This window comes from Burkholderia sp. PAMC 28687, from assembly GCF_001577465.1.
In the GTDB taxonomy this organism is placed as follows: Bacteria; Pseudomonadota; Gammaproteobacteria; order Burkholderiales; family Burkholderiaceae; genus Caballeronia.
In genome coordinates, this window is the sequence record NZ_CP014505.1 from 371528 (window position 1) to 390538 (window position 19011).

At 59.8% G+C, this 19011-nt stretch carries 14 protein-coding genes and 2 pseudogenes; 12 read left to right on the forward strand and 4 right to left on the reverse strand.

Annotated features, from left to right (window positions below):
- Positions 1-527: 527 nt before the first annotated feature.
- From AX768_RS33570 to AX768_RS34080, 3 genes and pseudogenes are all read left to right on the forward strand, one after another.
- Positions 528-1538: pseudogene (locus AX768_RS33570) on the forward strand (ESPR-type extended signal peptide-containing protein); the annotation flags it as partial.
- Positions 1528-1662: pseudogene (locus AX768_RS34365) on the forward strand (hypothetical protein); the annotation flags it as partial. The pseudogenes AX768_RS33570 and AX768_RS34365, both read left to right, overlap by 11 nt.
- A 120-nt stretch (positions 1663-1782) precedes the next feature.
- Positions 1783-2742, forward strand: a complete 960-nt coding sequence (locus AX768_RS34080; RefSeq protein WP_257722380.1) for a YadA family autotransporter adhesin — start codon at positions 1783-1785, stop codon at positions 2740-2742.
- A gap of 143 nt (positions 2743-2885) precedes the next feature.
- On the opposite strand, the gene AX768_RS01725 is transcribed toward AX768_RS34080, so the two are convergent.
- Positions 2886-3731 carry a MurR/RpiR family transcriptional regulator gene (locus AX768_RS01725; protein WP_061998517.1) on the reverse strand — a complete coding sequence of 282 codons (846 nt, stop codon included), beginning with the start codon at positions 3729-3731 and terminating at the stop codon, positions 2886-2888.
- A gap of 273 nt (positions 3732-4004) precedes the next feature.
- Here AX768_RS01725 and edd point away from each other — a divergent pair, with 273 nt between their 5' ends.
- The 7 genes from edd to AX768_RS01760 all read left to right on the forward strand — a co-directional run bounded on the left by edd (position 4005) and on the right by AX768_RS01760 (position 14711).
- A complete protein-coding gene (edd, locus tag AX768_RS01730; RefSeq protein ID WP_061998518.1) occupies positions 4005-5852 on the forward strand; it encodes a phosphogluconate dehydratase in 1848 nt (615 codons plus the stop codon).
- Positions 5853-5876: 24 nt separating this feature from the next.
- Positions 5877-6512, forward strand: coding sequence for a bifunctional 4-hydroxy-2-oxoglutarate aldolase/2-dehydro-3-deoxy-phosphogluconate aldolase (gene eda, locus AX768_RS01735; RefSeq protein WP_061998519.1), 636 nt, complete (start codon positions 5877-5879; stop codon positions 6510-6512).
- A gap of 187 nt (positions 6513-6699) precedes the next feature.
- Entirely contained in the window at positions 6700-8061 is a 1362-nt protein-coding gene (locus AX768_RS01740; protein ID WP_061998520.1) for a GntP family permease, read from the forward strand.
- A 10-nt stretch (positions 8062-8071) separates the two neighbouring features.
- On the forward strand, positions 8072-8566 hold the full coding sequence (locus AX768_RS01745; protein ID WP_061998521.1) for a gluconokinase: 495 nt from the start codon (positions 8072-8074) through the stop codon (positions 8564-8566).
- Between the two features lie 454 nt (positions 8567-9020).
- Positions 9021-10571 carry an Ig-like domain-containing protein gene (locus AX768_RS01750; protein ID WP_061998522.1) on the forward strand — a complete coding sequence of 517 codons (1551 nt, stop codon included), beginning with the start codon at positions 9021-9023 and terminating at the stop codon, positions 10569-10571.
- Positions 10550-13984: an Ig-like domain-containing protein gene (locus AX768_RS01755; RefSeq protein WP_061998523.1), complete on the forward strand. Its 3435-nt coding sequence runs from the start codon at positions 10550-10552 to the stop codon at positions 13982-13984. Before AX768_RS01750 ends, AX768_RS01755 begins: the two co-directional genes overlap by 22 nt.
- Positions 13893-14711, forward strand: a complete 819-nt coding sequence (locus AX768_RS01760) for an Ig-like domain-containing protein (protein ID WP_231941342.1) — start codon at positions 13893-13895, stop codon at positions 14709-14711. Before AX768_RS01755 ends, AX768_RS01760 begins: the two co-directional genes overlap by 92 nt.
- Before the next feature lie 120 nt (positions 14712-14831).
- Here the strand turns inward: AX768_RS01760 and purB are convergent, their stop codons facing one another.
- Positions 14832-16220, reverse strand: a complete 1389-nt coding sequence (gene purB / locus AX768_RS01765) for an adenylosuccinate lyase (RefSeq protein ID WP_061998525.1) — start codon at positions 16218-16220, stop codon at positions 14832-14834.
- A gap of 151 nt (positions 16221-16371) precedes the next feature.
- Here purB and AX768_RS01770 point away from each other — a divergent pair, with 151 nt between their 5' ends.
- Both AX768_RS01770 and AX768_RS01775 read left to right on the forward strand, forming a co-directional pair.
- Positions 16372-16617, forward strand: coding sequence for a FitA-like ribbon-helix-helix domain-containing protein (locus AX768_RS01770; protein ID WP_061998526.1), 246 nt, complete (start codon positions 16372-16374; stop codon positions 16615-16617).
- Complete coding sequence (locus tag AX768_RS01775; RefSeq protein WP_061998527.1) at positions 16614-17024, forward strand: type II toxin-antitoxin system VapC family toxin; 411 nt, start codon at positions 16614-16616, stop codon at positions 17022-17024. The genes AX768_RS01770 and AX768_RS01775 overlap by 4 nt, the downstream gene beginning before the upstream one ends.
- 10 nt (positions 17025-17034) lie before the next feature.
- Here AX768_RS01775 and murU read toward each other — a convergent pair whose 3' ends face one another.
- Positions 17035-17727, reverse strand: coding sequence for an N-acetylmuramate alpha-1-phosphate uridylyltransferase MurU (gene murU, locus AX768_RS01780; protein WP_061998528.1), 693 nt, complete (start codon positions 17725-17727; stop codon positions 17035-17037).
- Between the two features lie 26 nt (positions 17728-17753).
- Positions 17754-18779, reverse strand: coding sequence for an aminoglycoside phosphotransferase family protein (locus AX768_RS01785; protein ID WP_061998529.1), 1026 nt, complete (start codon positions 18777-18779; stop codon positions 17754-17756).
- Positions 18780-19011 lie beyond the last annotated feature (232 nt).

Genomic DNA, 19011 nt, shown 5'->3' on the forward strand with positions numbered 1-19011 from the left:
TTGTTTTTAAAGGGTGTTTTCAAACGACTGAATGTAAAAGGTAAAAACTTGTCTCCGAAGATAATGTGAATAAATTTTAATGATTTAACGTTCTCTTGTTGTTTTGGGGCAACGTAGATTATGAATTAGGATAATTCCTATTATCTCGGTAACTACGGAACCGATGCCACCGGTTGTGTCACAAAGCCTTCCTCCGCGAGCGTCGCGGCCGCAGCCGTAGGGCGAGCGATAAAGCGGCGACTGCGCGGTCGAGCGAACTGAATCACCCCGCTTTAGTTTGCGAAACCCAGTTTAGGAGTTTTCGCATTAAGCCTGCGACCTTCAAAACCTATAGTTCGTTTGCGTTCACGAAAACCAGTTTTTGAACGACTCCCGGTCTCCGTGCTTCAGTGCGAAATCTCTGAAAGGGCATGAACGCCGAGCATAAAGCGGAAGGTTTAAAAGCCATTGCTCCATTTATTAATTGGCGATCAATGTCTCTACCGACTTGCAAGGCGATTTTTTTATTTTTGTAAAGGTACACAGCAATGAACAAGTCTTATAAATCAGTTTGGAACGAATCGACAGGCACGTGGGTCGCCGTTTCGGAAAACGCGACGGGTCGCGGCAAAAGCAAGCGCGCAAAAAGCGCAATCTCCAAAGCCATCCTGACGCAAATCGCGGTTGGCGGCATGAGCATCGCCGGGATGTCGGCTGCCATGGCCGGTGACGCGGTCAAGTTCGGCACCGGTGCATCGGTTGGCGTGGCTGACGGCATTGCGATCGGCACGGATGCCGGCGCTGACGTCGACACCAATCCGGCGAACAAGGACAAGACGGGCGGCGTTGCGATCGGTATCGATTCGTATGTAGTCGGCTCCGGCGTAGCGATTGGCAACAGCGCCCAGGCGGGTTCGGAAAGCTTGGCATTCGGCGCTGGCGCAATGGCATCGAACAACAGCACGGCAGTCGGCAACAACGCTATCGCGATCAACAAGCATGCAGTGGCGCTGGGTGAAGGCGCTTCGGCGGGTGGGGAAGGTTCTCTGGCGCTCGGCGCCGGCGCGGCCGTGGCGACAAAGAGTTCGGTGGCGTTAGGCGAAAACTCGGTGACGGATCGCGACAACTCGGTGTCAGTAGGCTCGGACACGATCAAGCGCCAGATCACGAACGTTGCAGCCGCTACGCAAGACAACGACGCAGTGACGCTCAAGCAGTTGAAGGACGCAGGTATCAACACTGACACAACAGGCGGTGTGACCAATTCGTTTGTCGCTTACGACGACGCGACGAAGAAATCAGTGACCCTCGACAAGGGCGGCGATGCTGTCAATGTCAAGAATGTCGCCGCGGGCGTTGACGCCACCGATGCTATCAACAAGGCGCAGCTCGACGCAGTGTCGAGCCAGGTCTCGACGTCCACGGCGTCATTGAAGTATCTGCGTTTCGGCACCACGAACGCTCAGGCTGCGAACGCAACCGGCACCGACTCTCTGGCGATTGGCGGCAACGCATTTGCATCACAAACCGGTTCGCTGGCATTCGGGCGTGATTCTGTTTCGTCCGGTACCAACTCAGTCGCGATCGGCCTGCGCTCGAGCGCATACTCGCAAGATCACCGGTGTAGCCAACGGCGACTTGACCTCGTCGAGCGTCGACGCAGTCAACGGTTCGCAGCTGTACAACGCGGCGAGCGGTCTGGCTACGGCTATCGGCGGCGGCGCTGCGCTGAACGGCGACGGCACGATCACGCAGCCTTCGTTCATTGTTGATGGCAAGCCGGTTCACAATGTTGGCGACGCAGTGTCGAATCTTGATGGCCGAGTCACCAACAACACGAACAGCCTGACGCAGTTGCAAACCACGGTGAATAACATCACCAATGCCGGCGGCGTGGCATCGCCGAATGCAGTGTCGTACGACACGTCTGCACACGACGTGATCACGCTGGGCAAGGACGGTGCAGGTGCCACCTTGACCAACCTGAAGGATGCAACGTTGTCGGCTGACAGCACCGACGCAGTAACGGGCAAGCAGTTGTTCGAAACAAAGACCACGCTTCAGGACAATATTGACGCCCTGCAGGCTTCGGTGACGAACATCGCATCGACCGGTTCCACGAGTATCGGCATCAACGGTACGAATGGCACGAACGGTGCGAACGGCGTAGACGGTGCACCTGCTGCAGCTTCGGCCTCGGGCAACGACGCAATCGCCATGGGCGACAACGCATCGGCTTCCGGCGATCACGCAGTTGTGATTGGCGGTGGTGCAAGCGGTACGGCTGACGGCGTTATTGCGATCGGCGGTAACTCGAACGCCAGCGGCAAGGACTCGATTGCTATCGGTAACGGTGCTACGGCTCCGGCAACCAACGCTGTCGCACTGGGCGCAGGCTCGGTGGCGGATCGTGACAACACGGTCTCGATGGGTTCGGAAGGTAAGGAGCGTCAGATCACCAACGTGGCAGCTGGCACGCAGGGTACGGACGCAGTCAACCTGAACCAGATGAACTCGGCGGTGGGCGGTGTTGCTCGCAAGGCGTATAGCGGTATTGCAGCAGCCACAGCGCTGACCATGATCCCGGACGTCGACGCGAACAAGACATTGTCGATCGGTATCGGCGGTGGCACGTTCCAGGGCTATGCAGCAACGGCTATCGGCGGCACGGCTCGTATCACGCAAAACATCAAGGTTCGCGTGGGTGCAGGCTGGAGCGCAGCAGGTACGACGGTTGGCGCAGGTGCTTCGTACCAGTGGTAAGTTGAGCTTGACCCCTGAGGCCCGGTTCGACAAGGACCGGGCCGTAGGAAAATCAGTTTAGAAAATTGTTCTGCTGTACCGTAGTATCTTCAAGCGGGTTCTTCTTCGGAAGGACCCGCTTTTTTTCGTTTGAACGCCGTACCTCAATTTCCCACGCGTCGTTTATCCAGCACGTCCTTAGCCTCAGCGAGCCGTTCCGCAAACTCCGGCCCGCGCGCGAGCGCGACCCCCACTGCCAAAATATCCCCGATCGCCAGGTGCGATACACGCGAGCTCATCGGCGAGAAAATGTCGGTGTCTTCGTCGACGTTGGCAAAAAGCCCAACGCTTGCCATGCGCGCCAGCGGCGAGTTGCCATGCGTGATTGCGATCACCTTTGCACCGCTCGCCAGTGCTGATTTCACTGCATCGAGAATGTCGCGTGTGCGGCCCGTATTCGATATCACCACCACCACGTCGCCCGCGCCCAATAGCGCCGCCGATGTCGTGTACGTATGCGGATCGGAATACGCGACGCTTGGCACGCCCAGCCTAAAAAACTTGTGCTGGATATCGAGCGCGGCAATGCCCGATCCGCCCGCGCCGTAAAACTCGATACGTCGTGCCTCCGCCAGCAATGCGATCGCTGCCGCCACGCTATCCGACGACAAACTGTTGCGCACCTGCAGCAGCGCGCCAATCGTCCGGTCCAGCACTTTCGCCGCAACACCGGCGGCGGGTTCGTCAGCGCGGACGTCGCGGAAAACAGCGGGTGCGGGGACATCGGAGGCAATGCTTTGGGCCAACCGGATCTTGAACTCACGGAATCCTGAAAATCCAAGCGCCTGGCAAAACCGCGCAATCGTCGGCTGGCTCACGCCCGCGCGCACAGCGAAGTCGGTCATTGCGAGATCGAGAACCTCCCGCGGGGCTTCCAGAACGTAATCTGCGAGCTTTCGCTCGGACGGGCGCAATTGCTCGCGCATTGCTTCGACTTGGGACAGCAACATCGGTAATCTCGCCTATGCTGGAATTGCACGGACTATAGCTGATTGGCCGAAATGTACAAAAACTACAAGAGAATCATGCTCTGAGGTTAATAACCACAAGACGAGCAACCGAATCTCAGCCTTTCAGTAAAAGCCACACAAAGAAATAAGGGTTTTCCAGATGGAAAATATGTAGTTTTTCTACTAAAATCCATGTCGATCGCACGGGAACGTCTCAAAAAAGCAAAACACCCGCGCGCACCGTTCAATCCCCGGTAAGGCGAAGGAGTGTCGATGGTTTCCCCGCATTCGCATCTCAACAAGGTCACGCAGCGCGTGATCGAGCGCAGCAAGCCGACGCGCATGGCGTATCTGGCGCGTATCGATGGCGCCCAAGGCCATTTTCCTGCGCGCGGTGCGCTGTCCTGCGCCAATCTCGCGCACGGTTTCGCCGGCATGGAAGGCCAGGAAAAAATCTCGATCAAGGCGATTCGCGAGCCGAATATCGGCATCGTGTCGTCTTATAACGAGATGCTTTCCGCGCACGCGCCGTTCAAGAATTATCCGGACATCATCAAGCAGGCAGCACGCGAAGCGGGCGGAGTAGCGCAGTTTGCAGGCGGCGTGCCGGCCATGTGCGACGGCGTCACGCAAGGCAATGCCGGCATGGAGCTTTCGCTGTTTTCGCGCGAAGTGATCGCCATGAGCACGGCGGTGGCGCTAACCCACAACATGTTCGATGCCGCGTTGTGTCTCGGCATTTGCGACAAGATCGTTCCCGGCTTGCTGATCGGTGCGTTGCAATTCGGCCATCTGCCGACCATTTTCGTGCCCGCTGGTCCCATGACCAGCGGCCTCACCAACGACGACAAAGCCAAGGTCCGCCAGCAATTCGCAACCGGCGCATGCGATCGCGACGCGTTGCTCGAAGCGGAAGCTGCGGCGTATCACGGCCACGGCACATGCACGTTCTATGGCACGGCCAACAGCAACCAGATGCTGATGGAAGTCATGGGCCTGCATCTGCCGGGGTCGGCGTTTATCCACCCGCACACGCCCTTAAGGGACGCACTCACCGCCGAAGCCGCGAAGCGCGTACTGGAGCTGACGGTGGATCGCGGTCATTACACGCCGGTCGGCCATGTCGTCGATGAGAAATCCATCGTGAACGGCATCGTCGCGCTGCTGGCAACGGGCGGCTCGACCAACCACACGCTGCATCTGGTCGCAATTGCGCGTGCGGCGGGGATTGTCATCGACTGGAATGATTTCGATGAACTCTCGCAAGCCGTCCCGCTCGTCGCCCGAATCTATCCGAACGGCAAGGCCGACGTGAACCATTTTCACGCGGCCGGCGGCGTTGCGTATCTGGTGCGCGACCTGCTCAGCGCGGGCCTGCTGCACGAAGACGTCAAGACTGTCGCGGGCGAGGGACTGAAGCACTACACGCGCGAACCGAAACTCATCGACGGAAAACTGCAATGGGTCGACGGTACCGAAACCAGCCACGACACCAAAGTGCTGCGCAGCCACAGGGAGCCCTTCGCGCCTGACGGCGGTCTGCGTCTGATGCAGGGCAAGCTTGGCCGTGGCGTGATCAAGATCTCGGCGGTGGCCGAGGCGCATCGTCATGTGAAAGCGCCCGCGATCGTGTTCGAGTCGCAGGAACAAGTCCAGGAAGCGTTCGATAACGGCGAACTCAAGCGAGATTTCGTGGCTATCGTGCGGTTCCAGGGTGCGCGGGCGAACGGCATGCCGGAGTTGCACCGGTTGACGCCGCTTCTCGGCGTGTTGCAGGATCAGGGCTTCCACGTTGCGCTGGTGACGGACGGGCGCATGTCGGGCGCGTCGGGCAAGGTGCCCGCCGTGATCCATATATCGCCGGAAGCGTTGTTGCACGGGCCGATAGGCAAGGTGCGCACGGGTGACATGATCGTCATCGACGCGAACAAGGGCGTGCTGGACGTCGAGCTGGACGAAAAGGAATGGGCTGCGCGCGAAGTCGAGCAGCCGAAACATCAAGCGGGTAACGAAGTCGGTTTCGGGCGCGAGCTGTTCGGTGTGTTCCGCAATGCAGCCATGCCGGCTGAGCTGGGCGCATCAGTATTCGGCCCGATGGTCGGCGAACAGCACAGAGCCTGAGAGACTCTCTATAAGGAGCAGCAAATGAAACAGGTAAGCGAAATCGTGCGCCTTGGGCCGGTGATCCCGGTTCTCGCCTTCGAATCGGCCGAGCAAGGCGAAAACGTCTCGCGCGCGCTGCACGCAGGCGGCGTCAAGGTGCTCGAGATCACGCTGCGCACGGCCGCAGGGCTTGAGGCGATCGAACGCGCCAGCCATCTGGCCGATGACATCGTGGTCGGTGTCGGCACCATCACGAAACCGGAACATTGCGCGCAGGCGAAGAAAGCGGGCGCGCAGTTCGGGGTATCGCCAGGATTGACGAAGGACATCCACCAGGCGGCGCTCGATTGCGGCCTGCCGCTGCTGCCGGGCGTGATGACGCCGACCGACATCATCACGGCGATGGAACTGGGCTACGAGATCGTGAAGCTGTTTCCGGCGCAGCAGGCGGGCGGTGTGTCGATGCTGCAGGCTCTCAACGGCCCGTTCCCGACGCTCAGGTTCTGCCCGACCGGCGGCATCACCGCCGAAACGGCACCGAGTTTCCTGGCGCTGCCGAATGTGGTGTGTGTCGGTGGTTCGTGGCTGACGCCGAAAGCCGCGCTCGCTGCGCAAAACTGGGAAGAGGTCACGCGCCTTGCCAGGGCGGCAAGCACGCTGGCGCCGCCGCAACGCTAAAAAGCAACGCCGCAAACAAGCCCCTGCGCTCATCCCGCCGGGGCTTTTTCACTTTTGGACACACATCGCGCGCGTGTTTCCCGGGCTGCAAGTAAAATCCCGGTGGTTCAATCTCGACTGCGCATGCCGCCCCCGGGGCGCATCCGGTTCGCGGCATAAAAAACGTCACATACTTGGGAGGCGCTTAATGGAGCCAGTACAGGGCAGCATGCTGCTGGTGTACGCAGTGATCGCAATTGCATTGCTGATCTTGATGATCACGCGGTACAAGGTTTACCCGTTCCTGGTCCTGATCATCGTTTCGTTGTTGCTGGGTCTGGCCGTCGGCATGCCGATGGACAAGATCGTCAAGGCGTTCGAGACCGGCAACGGCAACACGCTCGGGCACATTGCCATTGTGGTCGGGCTCGGCACCATGCTCGGCAAGATGATGGCCGAATCCGGCGGGGCCGAACGCATTGCGAATACGCTGATCAACTGGTTTGGCGAAAAACACATCCACTGGGCGATGATGGTCGTGGCGATCATCGTCGGCTTGCCGGTGTTCTTTGAAGTCGGCTTCGTGCTGCTGATCCCGATTGCCTTCAACGTCGCGAAACGCACCGGGAAGTCGCTGCTGCTGATCGGCATGCCAATGGTAGCCGGTCTTTCCGTGGTTCACGGCCTGATTCCGCCGCACCCGGCTGCGTTGCTCGCGGTGCAGGCGTATCACGCGGACATTGGTCGCACGATTGCTTATGGCCTGATCGTAGGTGTGCCGACTGCCGTGGTCGCGGGTCCGCTGTTTGCTCTGCTGGTGTCGAAGTACATCAAGCTGCCGGAAAACAATCCGCTGGCGGCGCAATTCATCGATAACCGCAAGGAAGGCGAAGCTCGCGAGTTGCCCGGGTTCGGCATCACGCTGTTCACCATCTTGTTGCCGGTAATCCTGATGTTGATCGGCAGTTGGGCGGATCTGGTCACCACGCCGAAGAGCCTGCCGAACAACCTGCTGAAGTTCTTGGGTACGTCGGATGTGGCGTTGCTGGTTGCCGTGCTGTTCAGCTTCTGGAGCTTTGGGGCATCGCGCGGATTCAACCGGGAGCAAATCCAGAAGTTCTGCGGCGAATGTCTGGCGCCGATTGCCGGCATCACGCTGATCGTGGGCGCGGGCGGCGGCTTCGGCAACGTGCTGCGCGAAAGCGGAATTTCCACGGAACTGGTGCACACGGCATCGGCTGCGCATTTGTCGCCATTGCTGCTCGGCTGGTTTGTCGCGGCGCTGATTCGTCTTGCCACCGGTTCCGCGACGGTCGCCATGACGACCGCTTGCGGGATCGTCGCGCCGATCGCCGCGGCGGCCGGCGGCGCCGTGAGCCCGGAATTGCTCGTGCTCGCCACGGGTTGCGGATCGCTGATTTTCTCGCACGTGAACGACGGCGGCTTCTGGCTGGTGAAGGAGTATTTCGGCATGACGGTCGGGCAGACGTTCAAGACGTGGTCGCTCTGCGAGACGATCATTTCAGTGATGGGTTTGGGTCTGACCTTCGCTTTGGCGTCGGTCGTGTAAGGAGAATCAGATGATTTTGATCGCGATGGGTGTGTCGGGCTGCGGCAAGACCACGATTGGTGAAATGCTGGCAGAGCGGCTGGGCTGCGGATTCGCGGACGCCGACAGTTTTCATAGCCAGGCGAACAAGGACAAGATGCACAAGGGCATCCCCTTGACCGACGATGACCGGTGGCCGTGGCTGAAGGCGATCCGGGCATCGATAGAAGAAAAACAGGCGGCGGGCTCGACCGAGGTGTATGCATGCTCGGCGCTCAAGCGCGCGTACCGCGACATTCTTCGCAACGGCAACCAGGACGTGACTTTTGTTTACCTGAAGGGAACGCCGGAGTTGTTGAAAGAACGGATTAAAACGCGTAAAGGCCATTTCTTCGATCCGGCTTTATTGCAGAGTCAACTGGATACGCTGGAACCGCCCGGAGCAGATGAAGCCATTGAAGCGGATATCGCACTGACGCCTGAAGAGATTGTCAGCAAAGTATTAAGTGAAGTTAAGGATCGCTAAGTTGCATCGAAGCGAACTTTAGCCTGTCGGGATAAGAAATCAAAAATCTCAACAATCCCGGTTTGAATCGATAATCCGTTTTCACACCTTAGAAAAAGACCGTTTCAGCGCCGCGCTGGACCGGTCTTTTGCTTTTCTATACCGTAAAGCGCTCGCCGGCATTGCGTTTTACCGTCCTTCATAGTCTGCCCGCTTGGCGCCCTCGTCACCTCATCAATCCGGTACAGGACAGTGCTGGTGGGGCGTTGTCGTATCCAGGAAATGCCCCGTGTCGCATTCAAGGGCAGGTCCTGTGTGTGTGCGCGCGTGATCGTTACTCAAGATCTCGGATCACGTTGGAGGGCCGTCCGGGTAACGGCTGCTCCTGTGCGTTTTTGGTCGGGCCGGCACGAATCGTTCGTTTTGCGAAAGGATTTCCGTCCCGTCGATTTCTCAGTGAAACAGGGTTATAGAAATGGCGATTCAATCCACAGCACCGTCCCAGGCAATCATTACGTCAGTCGGGTCAGCACAGAGCGGCGGTACGGCAGATAATAATCATCCCGTCATTACGGGTAAGGCCGATGCCGGTACCAAAGTCAATGTTTATGATGGCGTCAAACTGATTGGTACCGCGGATGTCGGCACGGACGGCACGTGGTCCTTCACCGTCCCGGATTCGCTTACGGTTAAAGCAGGCAAGCACACGTTCACCGCAGTTTCCATGGACGGCGACGTGTGGGGTGCGACCTCCGCGCAGTTTGCAGTTACGCTTCCCGGCGGCGCACAAGTGCCGAACCCGCCGGTTGTCGATAGTTTCACCGACAACGTAGGTCCGGTCACGGGCCCGATCACGGCGGGCGCCACCACTGACGATGCCCGTCCGGCCATGAGCGGCACGGGTACGGCGGGCGACATCATCAAGCTGTATGACGGCGACAAGGTCATTGGTTCGGCGACGGTCGACCCCACTGGCAAATGGACGGTCCAGCCCAAGGACGACCTGAGCGATGGCGCGCACGATGTCCATGTAACGGAATCCAATGCAACCGGGGAAAGCGGTCCGACCTCGCCCATTCCGTTCACGGTCGACACGGTAACTCCGTCGACGCCGATCATCAACGGCGCCACGGACAACGTTGGCCCGATCACGGGTTCAATCCCCGCTGGCGGCACGACTGATGACCCGAAGCCGGAGTTCAGCGGCAAGGGTGACCCGGGCGACACAGTCACGTTGTATGACGGCGATACACCCATTGGCAGCGCCAAGGTAGACGACAACGGCGACTGGAAAATCAAGCCGACTAACGACCTGCCCAATGGCGATCACGAAATCACGGCAGCCGAAACGAACGCTGCGGGCAACACGAGCAAGCCGTCGGAGCCGATCGAGTTCACGGTCGACACGGGCAAGCCCAGCACGCCGGTGATCAATGGCGCAACGGACAACGTCGGCCCCGTCACGGGCGCAGTTCCCGCTGGCGGTACGACCGATGACCCGAAGCCGGAATTCAGCGGCAAAGGCGACCCGGGCGACACGGTCACGTTGTATGACGGCGGCACGCCCATTGGCAGCGCAACTGTCGACCAAAACGGCGACTGGAAGATCAAGCCGGCTAACGATCTGCCCGACGGCGACCACAAGATCACGGCTGAAGAAACGAACGCTGCAGGCAACACGAGCGATCCGTCCAGGCCGCTCGAGTTCACAGTCGACACGACCAAGCCCAGCACGCCTGAGATCAGCGGCGCGACGGACAACGTCGGCCCCGTCACGGGCCCCATTCCTTCGGGCGGCACGACCGATGACCCGAAGCCGGAATTCAGCGGCAAGGGCGACCCGGGCGACACGGTCAGCCGAAGGCGGATCTGCCTGCGAGCAACAGCATCACGGTCACGGACACGAACCCGGCGGGCAAGACCAGCACGCCGTCGGATCCGCTCGCCTTCACGGTTGACACGAGCACGCCGGTCAAGCCGGTCATCTCAGGTGCGACCGATGCAGTGGGCCCGGTTACGGGCCTGATTCCGGCCGGCGGCGTGACCGACGACCCGCGTCCGACGATCAACGGCAAGGGGCAGGCGGGTGACCTGATCACGATCCTGGACAACGGCACGCCGATCGGATCGGTGACAGCGGACAAGAACGGCGACTGGACGTTCCATCCGAAGGCGGATCTGCCTGCGAGCAACAGCATCACGGTCACGGACACGAACCCGGCGGGCAGGACCAGCACGCCATCGGATCCGCTCGCCTTCACGGTTGACACGAGCCCAGTCACGCAACCGACCATCATCAGCGCCACTGACGCAGTTGCTCCGGTCACGGGTCTGATCCCCTCAGGCGGCGTGACGGACGACTCACAACCGGTGTTCAGCGGCACGGGCAAGGCGGGCGATATTGTCAAGCTGTACGACAACAGCACGACGCTGATCGGTACGGCGACAGTGGACACAAACGGCAAGTGGTCGATCAAGCCGGCGAACCCGCTGTCGAACGATTCGCATTCGATCACGGCCACGGAAACGAACCCCGCGGGCAAGGTAAGCGAGCCGACATCGGCGTTCCCGTTCACGGTGGACACGAGCCCGGCCACGCAACCGACCATCATCAGCGCCACTGACTCAGTCGCTCCGGTCACGGGGCTGATCCCCTCAGGCGGCACGACGGATGACGCACAACCGGTGTTCAGCGGCACGGGCAAGGCGGGCGAAATTGTCAAGCTGTACGACAACGGCACGACGCTGATCGGTACGGCGACGGTGGACACAAACGGCAAGTGGTCGATCAAGCCGGCGAACCCGCTGTCGAACGATTCGCATTCGATCACGGCCACGGAAACAAACGCCGCGGGCAAGGTAAGCAACCCGACATCGGCGTTCCCGTTCACTGTGGACACGAGCGCGGCAACGATTCCGACCATCATCAGCGCAACTGACGGAGTGGGCGCGGTCACAGGCGTGATTCCGAAGGGCGGCGTGACTGACGACGCGGAACCGGTGTTCAGCGGCACGGGCAAGGCGGGTGATATTGTCAAGCTGTACGACAATGGCACGACGCTGATCGGCTCGGCGACGGTGGACACAAACGGCAAGTGGTCGATCAAGCCGCAGAATCCGCTGTCAAACGATTCGCATTCGGTCACGGCCAAGGAAACGAACGCAGCAGGCAAGGTAAGCGACCCGACGTCAGCGTACCCGTTCACGGTGGACACGAGCCCGGCTACGAAACCGACCATCACCAGCGCCACCGACGCAGTCGGTCCGGTCAAGGGAACGGTCCCCGATAACGGCGTGACCGACGACGCACAACCGTTGTTCAACGGCACGGGCAAGGCGGGCGACACCGTCAAGCTGTGGGAAGGTACGACGCTGCTTGGCTCGGGCACTGTCGATACAAACGGCAACTGGTCCATCAAGCCGATGAGCGCATTGTCGAACGCCACGCATACCGTTACGGCGACCGAAACGAACCCGGCGGGCAACACCGGAAACATGTCGGATCCGTTCCATGTGACGGTCCTCACCGGCAATCCCGCAACGCCTGCAGCGCCGACCGTGACAGACAACGGTGTCAACGTGCCGAATGGCGGCACGATGCCCGACGGTCATCCGACCATCAGCGGCACGGGCACGAAGGGTGACGTGATCCATATCATGGATAACGGCAACGAGATTGGCAGCGTGACGGTCAACCCGAATGGCACCTGGTCGTACAGCCCGGGCGCGGACTACCTGACCCCGACCGTTCCGCATGCCATTACGGTGAAGGAGACGAACCTGGCGGGTAACACCAGCGACGCGTCGCCTTCGACCACGGTGTCGTATGTTCTGTTGCCGACCGAAGCGGTCGTCATCACGAATGTGATCGACGATTCGTCCGGCACGAACGTCTCTGTTCCGAGTGGCACCGGCTATACCTACTATACAACACCGATCTTGAAGGGCACGCTCTCAACAGGGCTGACTGCAGGCGAGCATCTGGTTGTGTACCGCGATGGCGTGGCTCTCACGGGAAGCCCGACTGTAAACGGAACCAACTGGACCTACAACGATTCGGGTGTCACGGCGGGAACGCACACGTACACGGCCAAGGTGGTCAATACCAATGGCAGCGGTCCGGTTTCTAACCCTTATACGATTACGGAAGGTGTAGCGGGCGCTGTGGGCCAACTGGTGATTGACTGTTCCGTGAATGCTAACGGTACGGCCACTTATCGTATAGGGAAGCTCGGCGCGAATAACACTTTGACGGAACCTACGTTGCCCGGAAGAGGGGCAGGGTCGTGGTCCCTTACCGCATGGAATCTGGATGGAACGATGGCATTCAGAGTGTTTCAAGATGCTGCATGGAGTAAGTTTGCCAGCACCTCTATAACACTCAATCCCAATCTGCTGTATTCGGCGTCGTTGAGTTATCCGAAAGTATTGGGGTCGCCCTCGTGTTCATACGATGTGCGCTTAGGTAGTGATGTACTTCATGCTCACTTCACCCCGATCAGTTTGGCTGCGGTTCCGCCTAACTTTTATGGCAGTGGGGGGATAGATGCCAACGGTAACCTGTACACGATAACGGCGCCGGTCAAGGCAACTCTTCACGCCACCGTCTCCGAGGACGCACTGTCGAGTACCGCTCACACCGATACGACGACCCAGTCGAACGATACGACGACCCAGCCGCATCACACGGTCGTTGGCGAGCACGACACCTTCACGGGTCAGGCGCAGAACGGCAACGAGACAGTGGATCTGAACATGGATCCTGCGTCCTACTTCAAGCAGGCCAGTGCGCACATTGAAGGCGCGAAGGGCGGCGCAGTGGACACGTTGCATCTCACAGGCGACCACCAGGTCCTCGACTTGACCTCGCTGACCGGCAAGACAGCGGCGGCGAAGATCTCGGGTATCGAAGCGGTCGACCTGGGCGGTCACGCCAACACGTTGAAGTTGTCGCTCACGGACGTGCTGAATCTGGGTGAAACCGACCTGTTCCAGAAGGACGGCAAGCAGCAGATGATGGTGAACGGCTCGAACGGCGACACGGTGGATCTGTCGAACGCCCACGTTGCCGGTCTGGCCGAAGGCGAGTGGCAACAGCATGGCACCACCCAAGTGGGCGGCGTGACGTACAACGTGTACGAGCACTCGGGCGCACATACCGAGTTGCTGGTTCAACAACCTGTCCGACGCACATATGCATTCCATTACGGCAACTGCGTACGACCAGTTCGGTCGCTCCAACGCGCCGTCGCAGCCTGTGAACGTGCTTGTCGACGTGCACGCAACGGTTCCGGTTCCGGAACCGACTCCGGTTCCCGACGTACCGCATCAGGCCGTGATTACGTCCGTGGGTGGCGTAACAAATGGTGGAAAGATCAGTTCGTCCACGCCGGTAATCAGCGGCACAGCGGATGCCGACGTCAACGTTTATATTTTTGACGGCGGCCGTATCATCGGCATGACGGTTGCCGGACACGACGGCTCGTGGGCGTACACGTCGGCTGAAACTCTGGCCGGTGGCATGCACACCATCAGCGCCGCAGCGGTCACCCCGAGCGGCCAGTTTGGCCAAATGTCCGAACCGCTGGTTGTGGCAATCGATTCGAACGCCTCGATGCCTGCCCACATTACGGATTCGAGCCTGCACACCGTTGTGGGCGACCATGACGTTTTCTTCGGGCACTATGCAGGCAACGAAACCGTTGACCTCACCGCAGACGCAGCAAGGTATTTCTCCCAGGCCTCGGCGCATATTGCAGGTTCGCAAACCGGCGCCGCGGATACGCTGCACCTGGTCGGTGACCATCAGTACCTCGACTTGAACTCGCTGACGGGCACGTCGTCGGCAGCGAAGCTGTCGGGTATCGAAGTGATCGATCTGGGTGGCAAGTCGAACACGCTGAAGCTGTCGACGGCGGACGTGCTGAACCTGGGTGAAATGGACCTGTTCATGCGCGACGGCCACAAGCAGATGATGGTGAAAGGCTCCGCTGCCGACACGGTCGATCTGTCTAGCAATAGCCTGTACGTTCCAGGCGTGGCTGACGGTTACTGGGCCAGCCACGGCCAGGCTCAGGTGGACGGCGTGTCGTATCAGGTCTTCGAGCACAGTGGCACGCACGCGGAACTGCTGGTTCAGCAGAACGTGCATGTAATCGTGCATTAAGTTGAAGATGCCCGCGTTTTAGCCCACTGGCGGAACGCGGCTGATTGAACGCACCACCGTAGTAAAAAAGCCGTTCCAGGATGTTCTGGAACGGCTTTTCAATTGGCACGGGCCAACGCGTCAGGCTATGCGTTTCGCCAATTCCACCGCCTTGCCCACATACGAATGCGGCGTCATTGCGAGCAGGAGGTTCTTCGCGTCATCGGGAATGGCGAGTCCCTTGATGAACGTCTGCAAGCCCTCGCGCGTGATCCCCTTGCCGCGCGTCAGTTCCTTCAACTGCTCGTACGGATTCTCAACACCGTAACGGCGCATCACCGTTTGCACCGGCTCGGCCAGCACTTCCCAGCAGTTATCCAGGTCTTCGTTCAGCCGCACAGCGTTCACTTCCAGCTTGTCCAGCCCGCGAATCAGCGAGTCATACGAGAGCAGCGAATAGCCGAATCCAACGCCGATGTTACGCAGCACGGTCGAATCGGTAAGGTCGCGCTGCCAGCGCGAGATGGGCAGCTTATCGGCGAGATGGCGCAGCATGGCGTTCGCCATGCCGAGATTGCCTTCCGAATTTTCAAAGTCGATGGGATTGACCTTGTGCGGCATGGTCGATGACCCGATCTCGCCGGCCTTCGTCCGCTGCTTGAAATAGCCAACCGAAATGTAGCCCCACACATCGCGATCCAGATCCAGAAGGATGGTGTTGGCGCGCGAGATGGCATCGAACAGTTCGGCCATGTAATCGTGCGGTTCGATCTGAATGGTGTACGGGTTGAACGTCAGCTTGAGCCGGTCTTCGACCACGGCTTCTGAAAACTCTTCCCAATCGAATTCAGGATAAGCCGAAAGATGCGCATTGAAGTTGCCGACCGCGCCGTTCATCTTCGCGAGTATGGGCACCTCGGCGATCCGCTCGATAGCACCTTGCAACCGCGCTGCCACGTTCGCCATTTCCTTGCCGAGCGTGGTCGGGCTGGCCGGCTGGCCGTGCGTGCGCGAGAGCATGGGTTGCGCGGCGTTGTCGTGAGCAAGCTTGATCAGCCGGTCGTGCACCGAGCGCAGTGCCGGCAGCAGCACGTGTTCGCGAGCGCCCGCGATCATCATGCCGTGCGACGTGTTGTTGATATCTTCCGATGTGCACGCAAAGTGGATGAATTCGCTTGCGCGCTCAAGTTCCGGCTGGCCCTTCACGGATTCCTTGAGCCAGTACTCGACGGCTTTCACGTCGTGATTCGTGACCTTTTCGATATCCTTGATGCGCGCGGCGTCGTGTGCGGTAAAGCGCTCGGCGAGCTGCAGCAGGAAGTCTTCGGACTCGGATGAGAACGCCGGCACTTCTTCGAATCCGGCTTGCGACAGCGCAATCAGCCAGTGAATTTCGACCTTCACGCGATGTTTCATGAACGCGTATTCGGACAACCATTCCCGCAGCGCTTCGGTTTTGGCGGCGTAACGGCCGTCGAGCGGCGACAGCGCGGTGAGCGCGAAGAGGGTATCGGGACGGGTATCGGACATGGTGGGGCCGCGGAGAAAAAGCGAAAGAGGAGGTGGGATTTTAACATTTGCGAACCGGGCGCTGGATTCGCGCATGCGGCGGAATCCCGCAACCCCGTATCGTTCGTTTTTATGCTAGCATTGCAGTCAATGACAGCAAGCGGGGTATGCAATGGCAACACTGACAATTCGCAATCTCGATGATCAAATCAAGGCTCTTCTTCGCGTCGAAGCTGCTCGGCACGGCCGCTCTATGGAAGAAGAAGTGCGAGTGATCTTGCAGAGCGCATTGGCCGGAACCGCCAACGCGACCGGTTTCGGTAGCCGCGTTCACCAACGTTTTGCAGGCCTTGCGGACAAGGGCCTGACTTTGCCGGAACGATCGGGCAAGCCGCGTGCAGCTGAGTTTCCGGAATGATTGTGCTGGACACAAACGTTTTGTCGGAAATCATGCGCGCCAACCCCGACGAGAACGTACTCACCTGGCTCGATTCTCAATACGCGCATGACCTGCACATTACATCCATCACGGTCTCGGAACTGCTGTACGGCGTTGCGCGGCTCGCGCACGGCAAACGCAAAACCGCGCTGCGTGGCGCAATAGAATCCATGCTCGACGGTGAATTGGCGGGCAAGGTGCTGGCCTTCGACGAAACTGCCGCGCGCTGCTACGCAATCCTCGTAGCGCAAGGCCGGCCGATCAGTTCCGCCGATGCGCAAATCGCCGCGATTTGTCATAGCCGCGATGCAGTGCTTGCCACGCGCAATGGCAAGGACTTCGAGGCGACCGGCGTTGCGGTTATCGACCCCTGGACAGCGGCGTAGCAACCACTGCCTACTTGCCTCGCAGCGCCCGATCCAACGCCTCGAGCTGCGCCACGGTCCCGACGTTCTCCCACCGTCCTTCAAACAGCTCGCCGGTTGCCCGCCTCGCCTTGATCGTTGCCTGGTAATACGGTGTCAACGCACGCCGTGTTGCTGGCGCAAGATCGCGAAACATGCGGGTATCGTACAAACCGATGTTGCCGAACGTGAAGCGCGCGGAGCCATCGAGCGAAAGCGTGCCGTTGGGCTCGAGCGCAAAATCGCCGAGCGTATGAAACGGCGGATTCGGCACCATGACCAGATGCATCGCCGGCTCGGATGCGAGCGCCATTGACGGGACACGCGTGCGCAAACTCGCGTAGTCGAAATCACAGAACACGTCGCCGCTCACCGCCAGGAATATCGCCGGCTCGCCTTGCGTTTCCAGCAGCGGCAGAGCCTTGGCAATCCCGCCGGCCGTCTCCAGCGCATGCATTTCGTGCGAGTAGCGGATCTCGACGCCCCAGCGCGAACCGTTGCCGAGGTTCGATTGAAGCATGCGCCCGAGCCACGCGTGATTGATCACGATGACTTCGAACCCCGCCGCCGCCAGTCGTTCGATCTGCCAGACAATCAGCGCCTTGCCGCCGACCTTGAGCAGCGGCTTGGGACACGAATCCGTCATCGGACGCATGCGCTCGCCGCGGCCGGCGGCAAAAATCATGGCCGTGGTCAACGTATTCACGGCGCTCAAAACGTATATCCCACATCCACGGCGCGGCCTTCGAGCGTATCTAGCAGGCGCGCAAACGGCCGCAACGGCCTGTAGCGCTCGGACACCTTGCGTGCATAGCCGATAAACCTCGGCAAATCAGCCAGATACTGCGGCTTGCCATCGCGATGATAAATCCGCGCGAACAGTCCCAGCACCTTGATATGGCGCTGCAATCCCATCCATTCGATCTGCCGGTAGAACTCGCCGAAGTCGGCATCCAAGGGCAATCCGGCTTTGCGCGCGCCTTCCCAGTAGTAGACGAAGCAGTCGAGCTCGAACTCTTCTTCCCAGCTTATGAATGCATCGCGCAACAGCGACGCAATGTCGTAGCTGAGCGGCCCATACACCGCGTCCTGGAAGTCGAGTACGCCAGGATTGGGATCGGCCACCATCAGGTTGCGCGGCATGAAGTCGCGCAGCATGAAGACCTGCGGTTGCGCCAGCGCGCTTTGCACGAGCACGTTGAACGTGTCGTCGAGCACCTTGCGCTCGGCGGTTTCCAGCGTGTGGCCGAGATGCTTCGCGACGAACCACTCGGGCATCAGTTCCATTTCGCGGCGCAAGAACGCTTCGTCGAAAGCGGGCAAGACGCCTTCCCGCGATGTCACCTGGAACTTGATCAACGCATCGATAGCCGCGCGCATCATCGGCCGGGCGTTCTTTTCGTCGAGCACGGAGAGGTAGGTGGTGGTGCCCAGATCCGTCACGAGCATGAAGCCGGCATCGAAGTCGGCTGCGAGGATTTGCGGAACATGCACGCCCGCGTCGCGCAGCAAGCCTGCCACCTGGACAAACTCGCGGCATTTTTCAGGCGGCGGGGCATCGACGGCAATCAGCGTGTTGCCGGACTCGCTTTGCGCGGCCAGCCGGAAATAGCGGCGGAAACTGGCGTCGGTGGAAGCGGGAGCAAGCGTGGCAAGATCCAGTGCGTACCGCTCGGCCACGGTTCGCAGCCAGTCGTAAAGCTGTGTAAGGCGAAAATCAGGGGTTTGGGGCGTCATAAATTCTAGGGGTGAAACGTCTTGCCATATAATACCCCACGACTTTTTTAAGCATTCCGTTTGCATCGCGTGTAACGTCCGGCGCCCCGGCCTGCAGCAAGCCTTAGCGGCTTTTTACAGGTCAGGAGTTACCGCCCGAACCATCCATCGATCGATTCATTTTCGTTCGCAGCGAACCGTACTCCGGTGGCGCGAGTTCCGGTGGCTGTGCCCGGGTGCTCACGTCCCGGGC

Excerpts from the sequence above, each read along its gene's own strand:
- murU (WP_061998528.1), bottom strand. The coding sequence starts at position 17,727 with ATGATTTTTGCCGCCGGCCGCGGCGAGCGCATGCGTCCGATGACGGAT.
- AX768_RS01785 (WP_061998529.1), bottom strand. The coding sequence starts at position 18,779 with ATGACGCCCCAAACCCCTGATTTTCGCCTTACACAGCTTTACGACTGG.
- AX768_RS01745 (WP_061998521.1), top strand. The coding sequence starts at position 8,072 with ATGATTTTGATCGCGATGGGTGTGTCGGGCTGCGGCAAGACCACGATT.
- AX768_RS01750 (WP_061998522.1), top strand. The coding sequence starts at position 9,021 with ATGGCGATTCAATCCACAGCACCGTCCCAGGCAATCATTACGTCAGTC.
- eda (WP_061998519.1), top strand. The coding sequence starts at position 5,877 with ATGAAACAGGTAAGCGAAATCGTGCGCCTTGGGCCGGTGATCCCGGTT.
- AX768_RS01740 (WP_061998520.1), top strand. The coding sequence starts at position 6,700 with ATGGAGCCAGTACAGGGCAGCATGCTGCTGGTGTACGCAGTGATCGCA.
- edd (WP_061998518.1), top strand. The coding sequence starts at position 4,005 with ATGGTTTCCCCGCATTCGCATCTCAACAAGGTCACGCAGCGCGTGATC.
- AX768_RS01725 (WP_061998517.1), bottom strand. The coding sequence starts at position 3,731 with ATGTTGCTGTCCCAAGTCGAAGCAATGCGCGAGCAATTGCGCCCGTCC.
- AX768_RS01775 (WP_061998527.1), top strand. The coding sequence starts at position 16,614 with ATGATTGTGCTGGACACAAACGTTTTGTCGGAAATCATGCGCGCCAAC.
- purB (WP_061998525.1), bottom strand. The coding sequence starts at position 16,220 with ATGTCCGATACCCGTCCCGATACCCTCTTCGCGCTCACCGCGCTGTCG.
- AX768_RS01770 (WP_061998526.1), top strand. The coding sequence starts at position 16,372 with ATGGCAACACTGACAATTCGCAATCTCGATGATCAAATCAAGGCTCTT.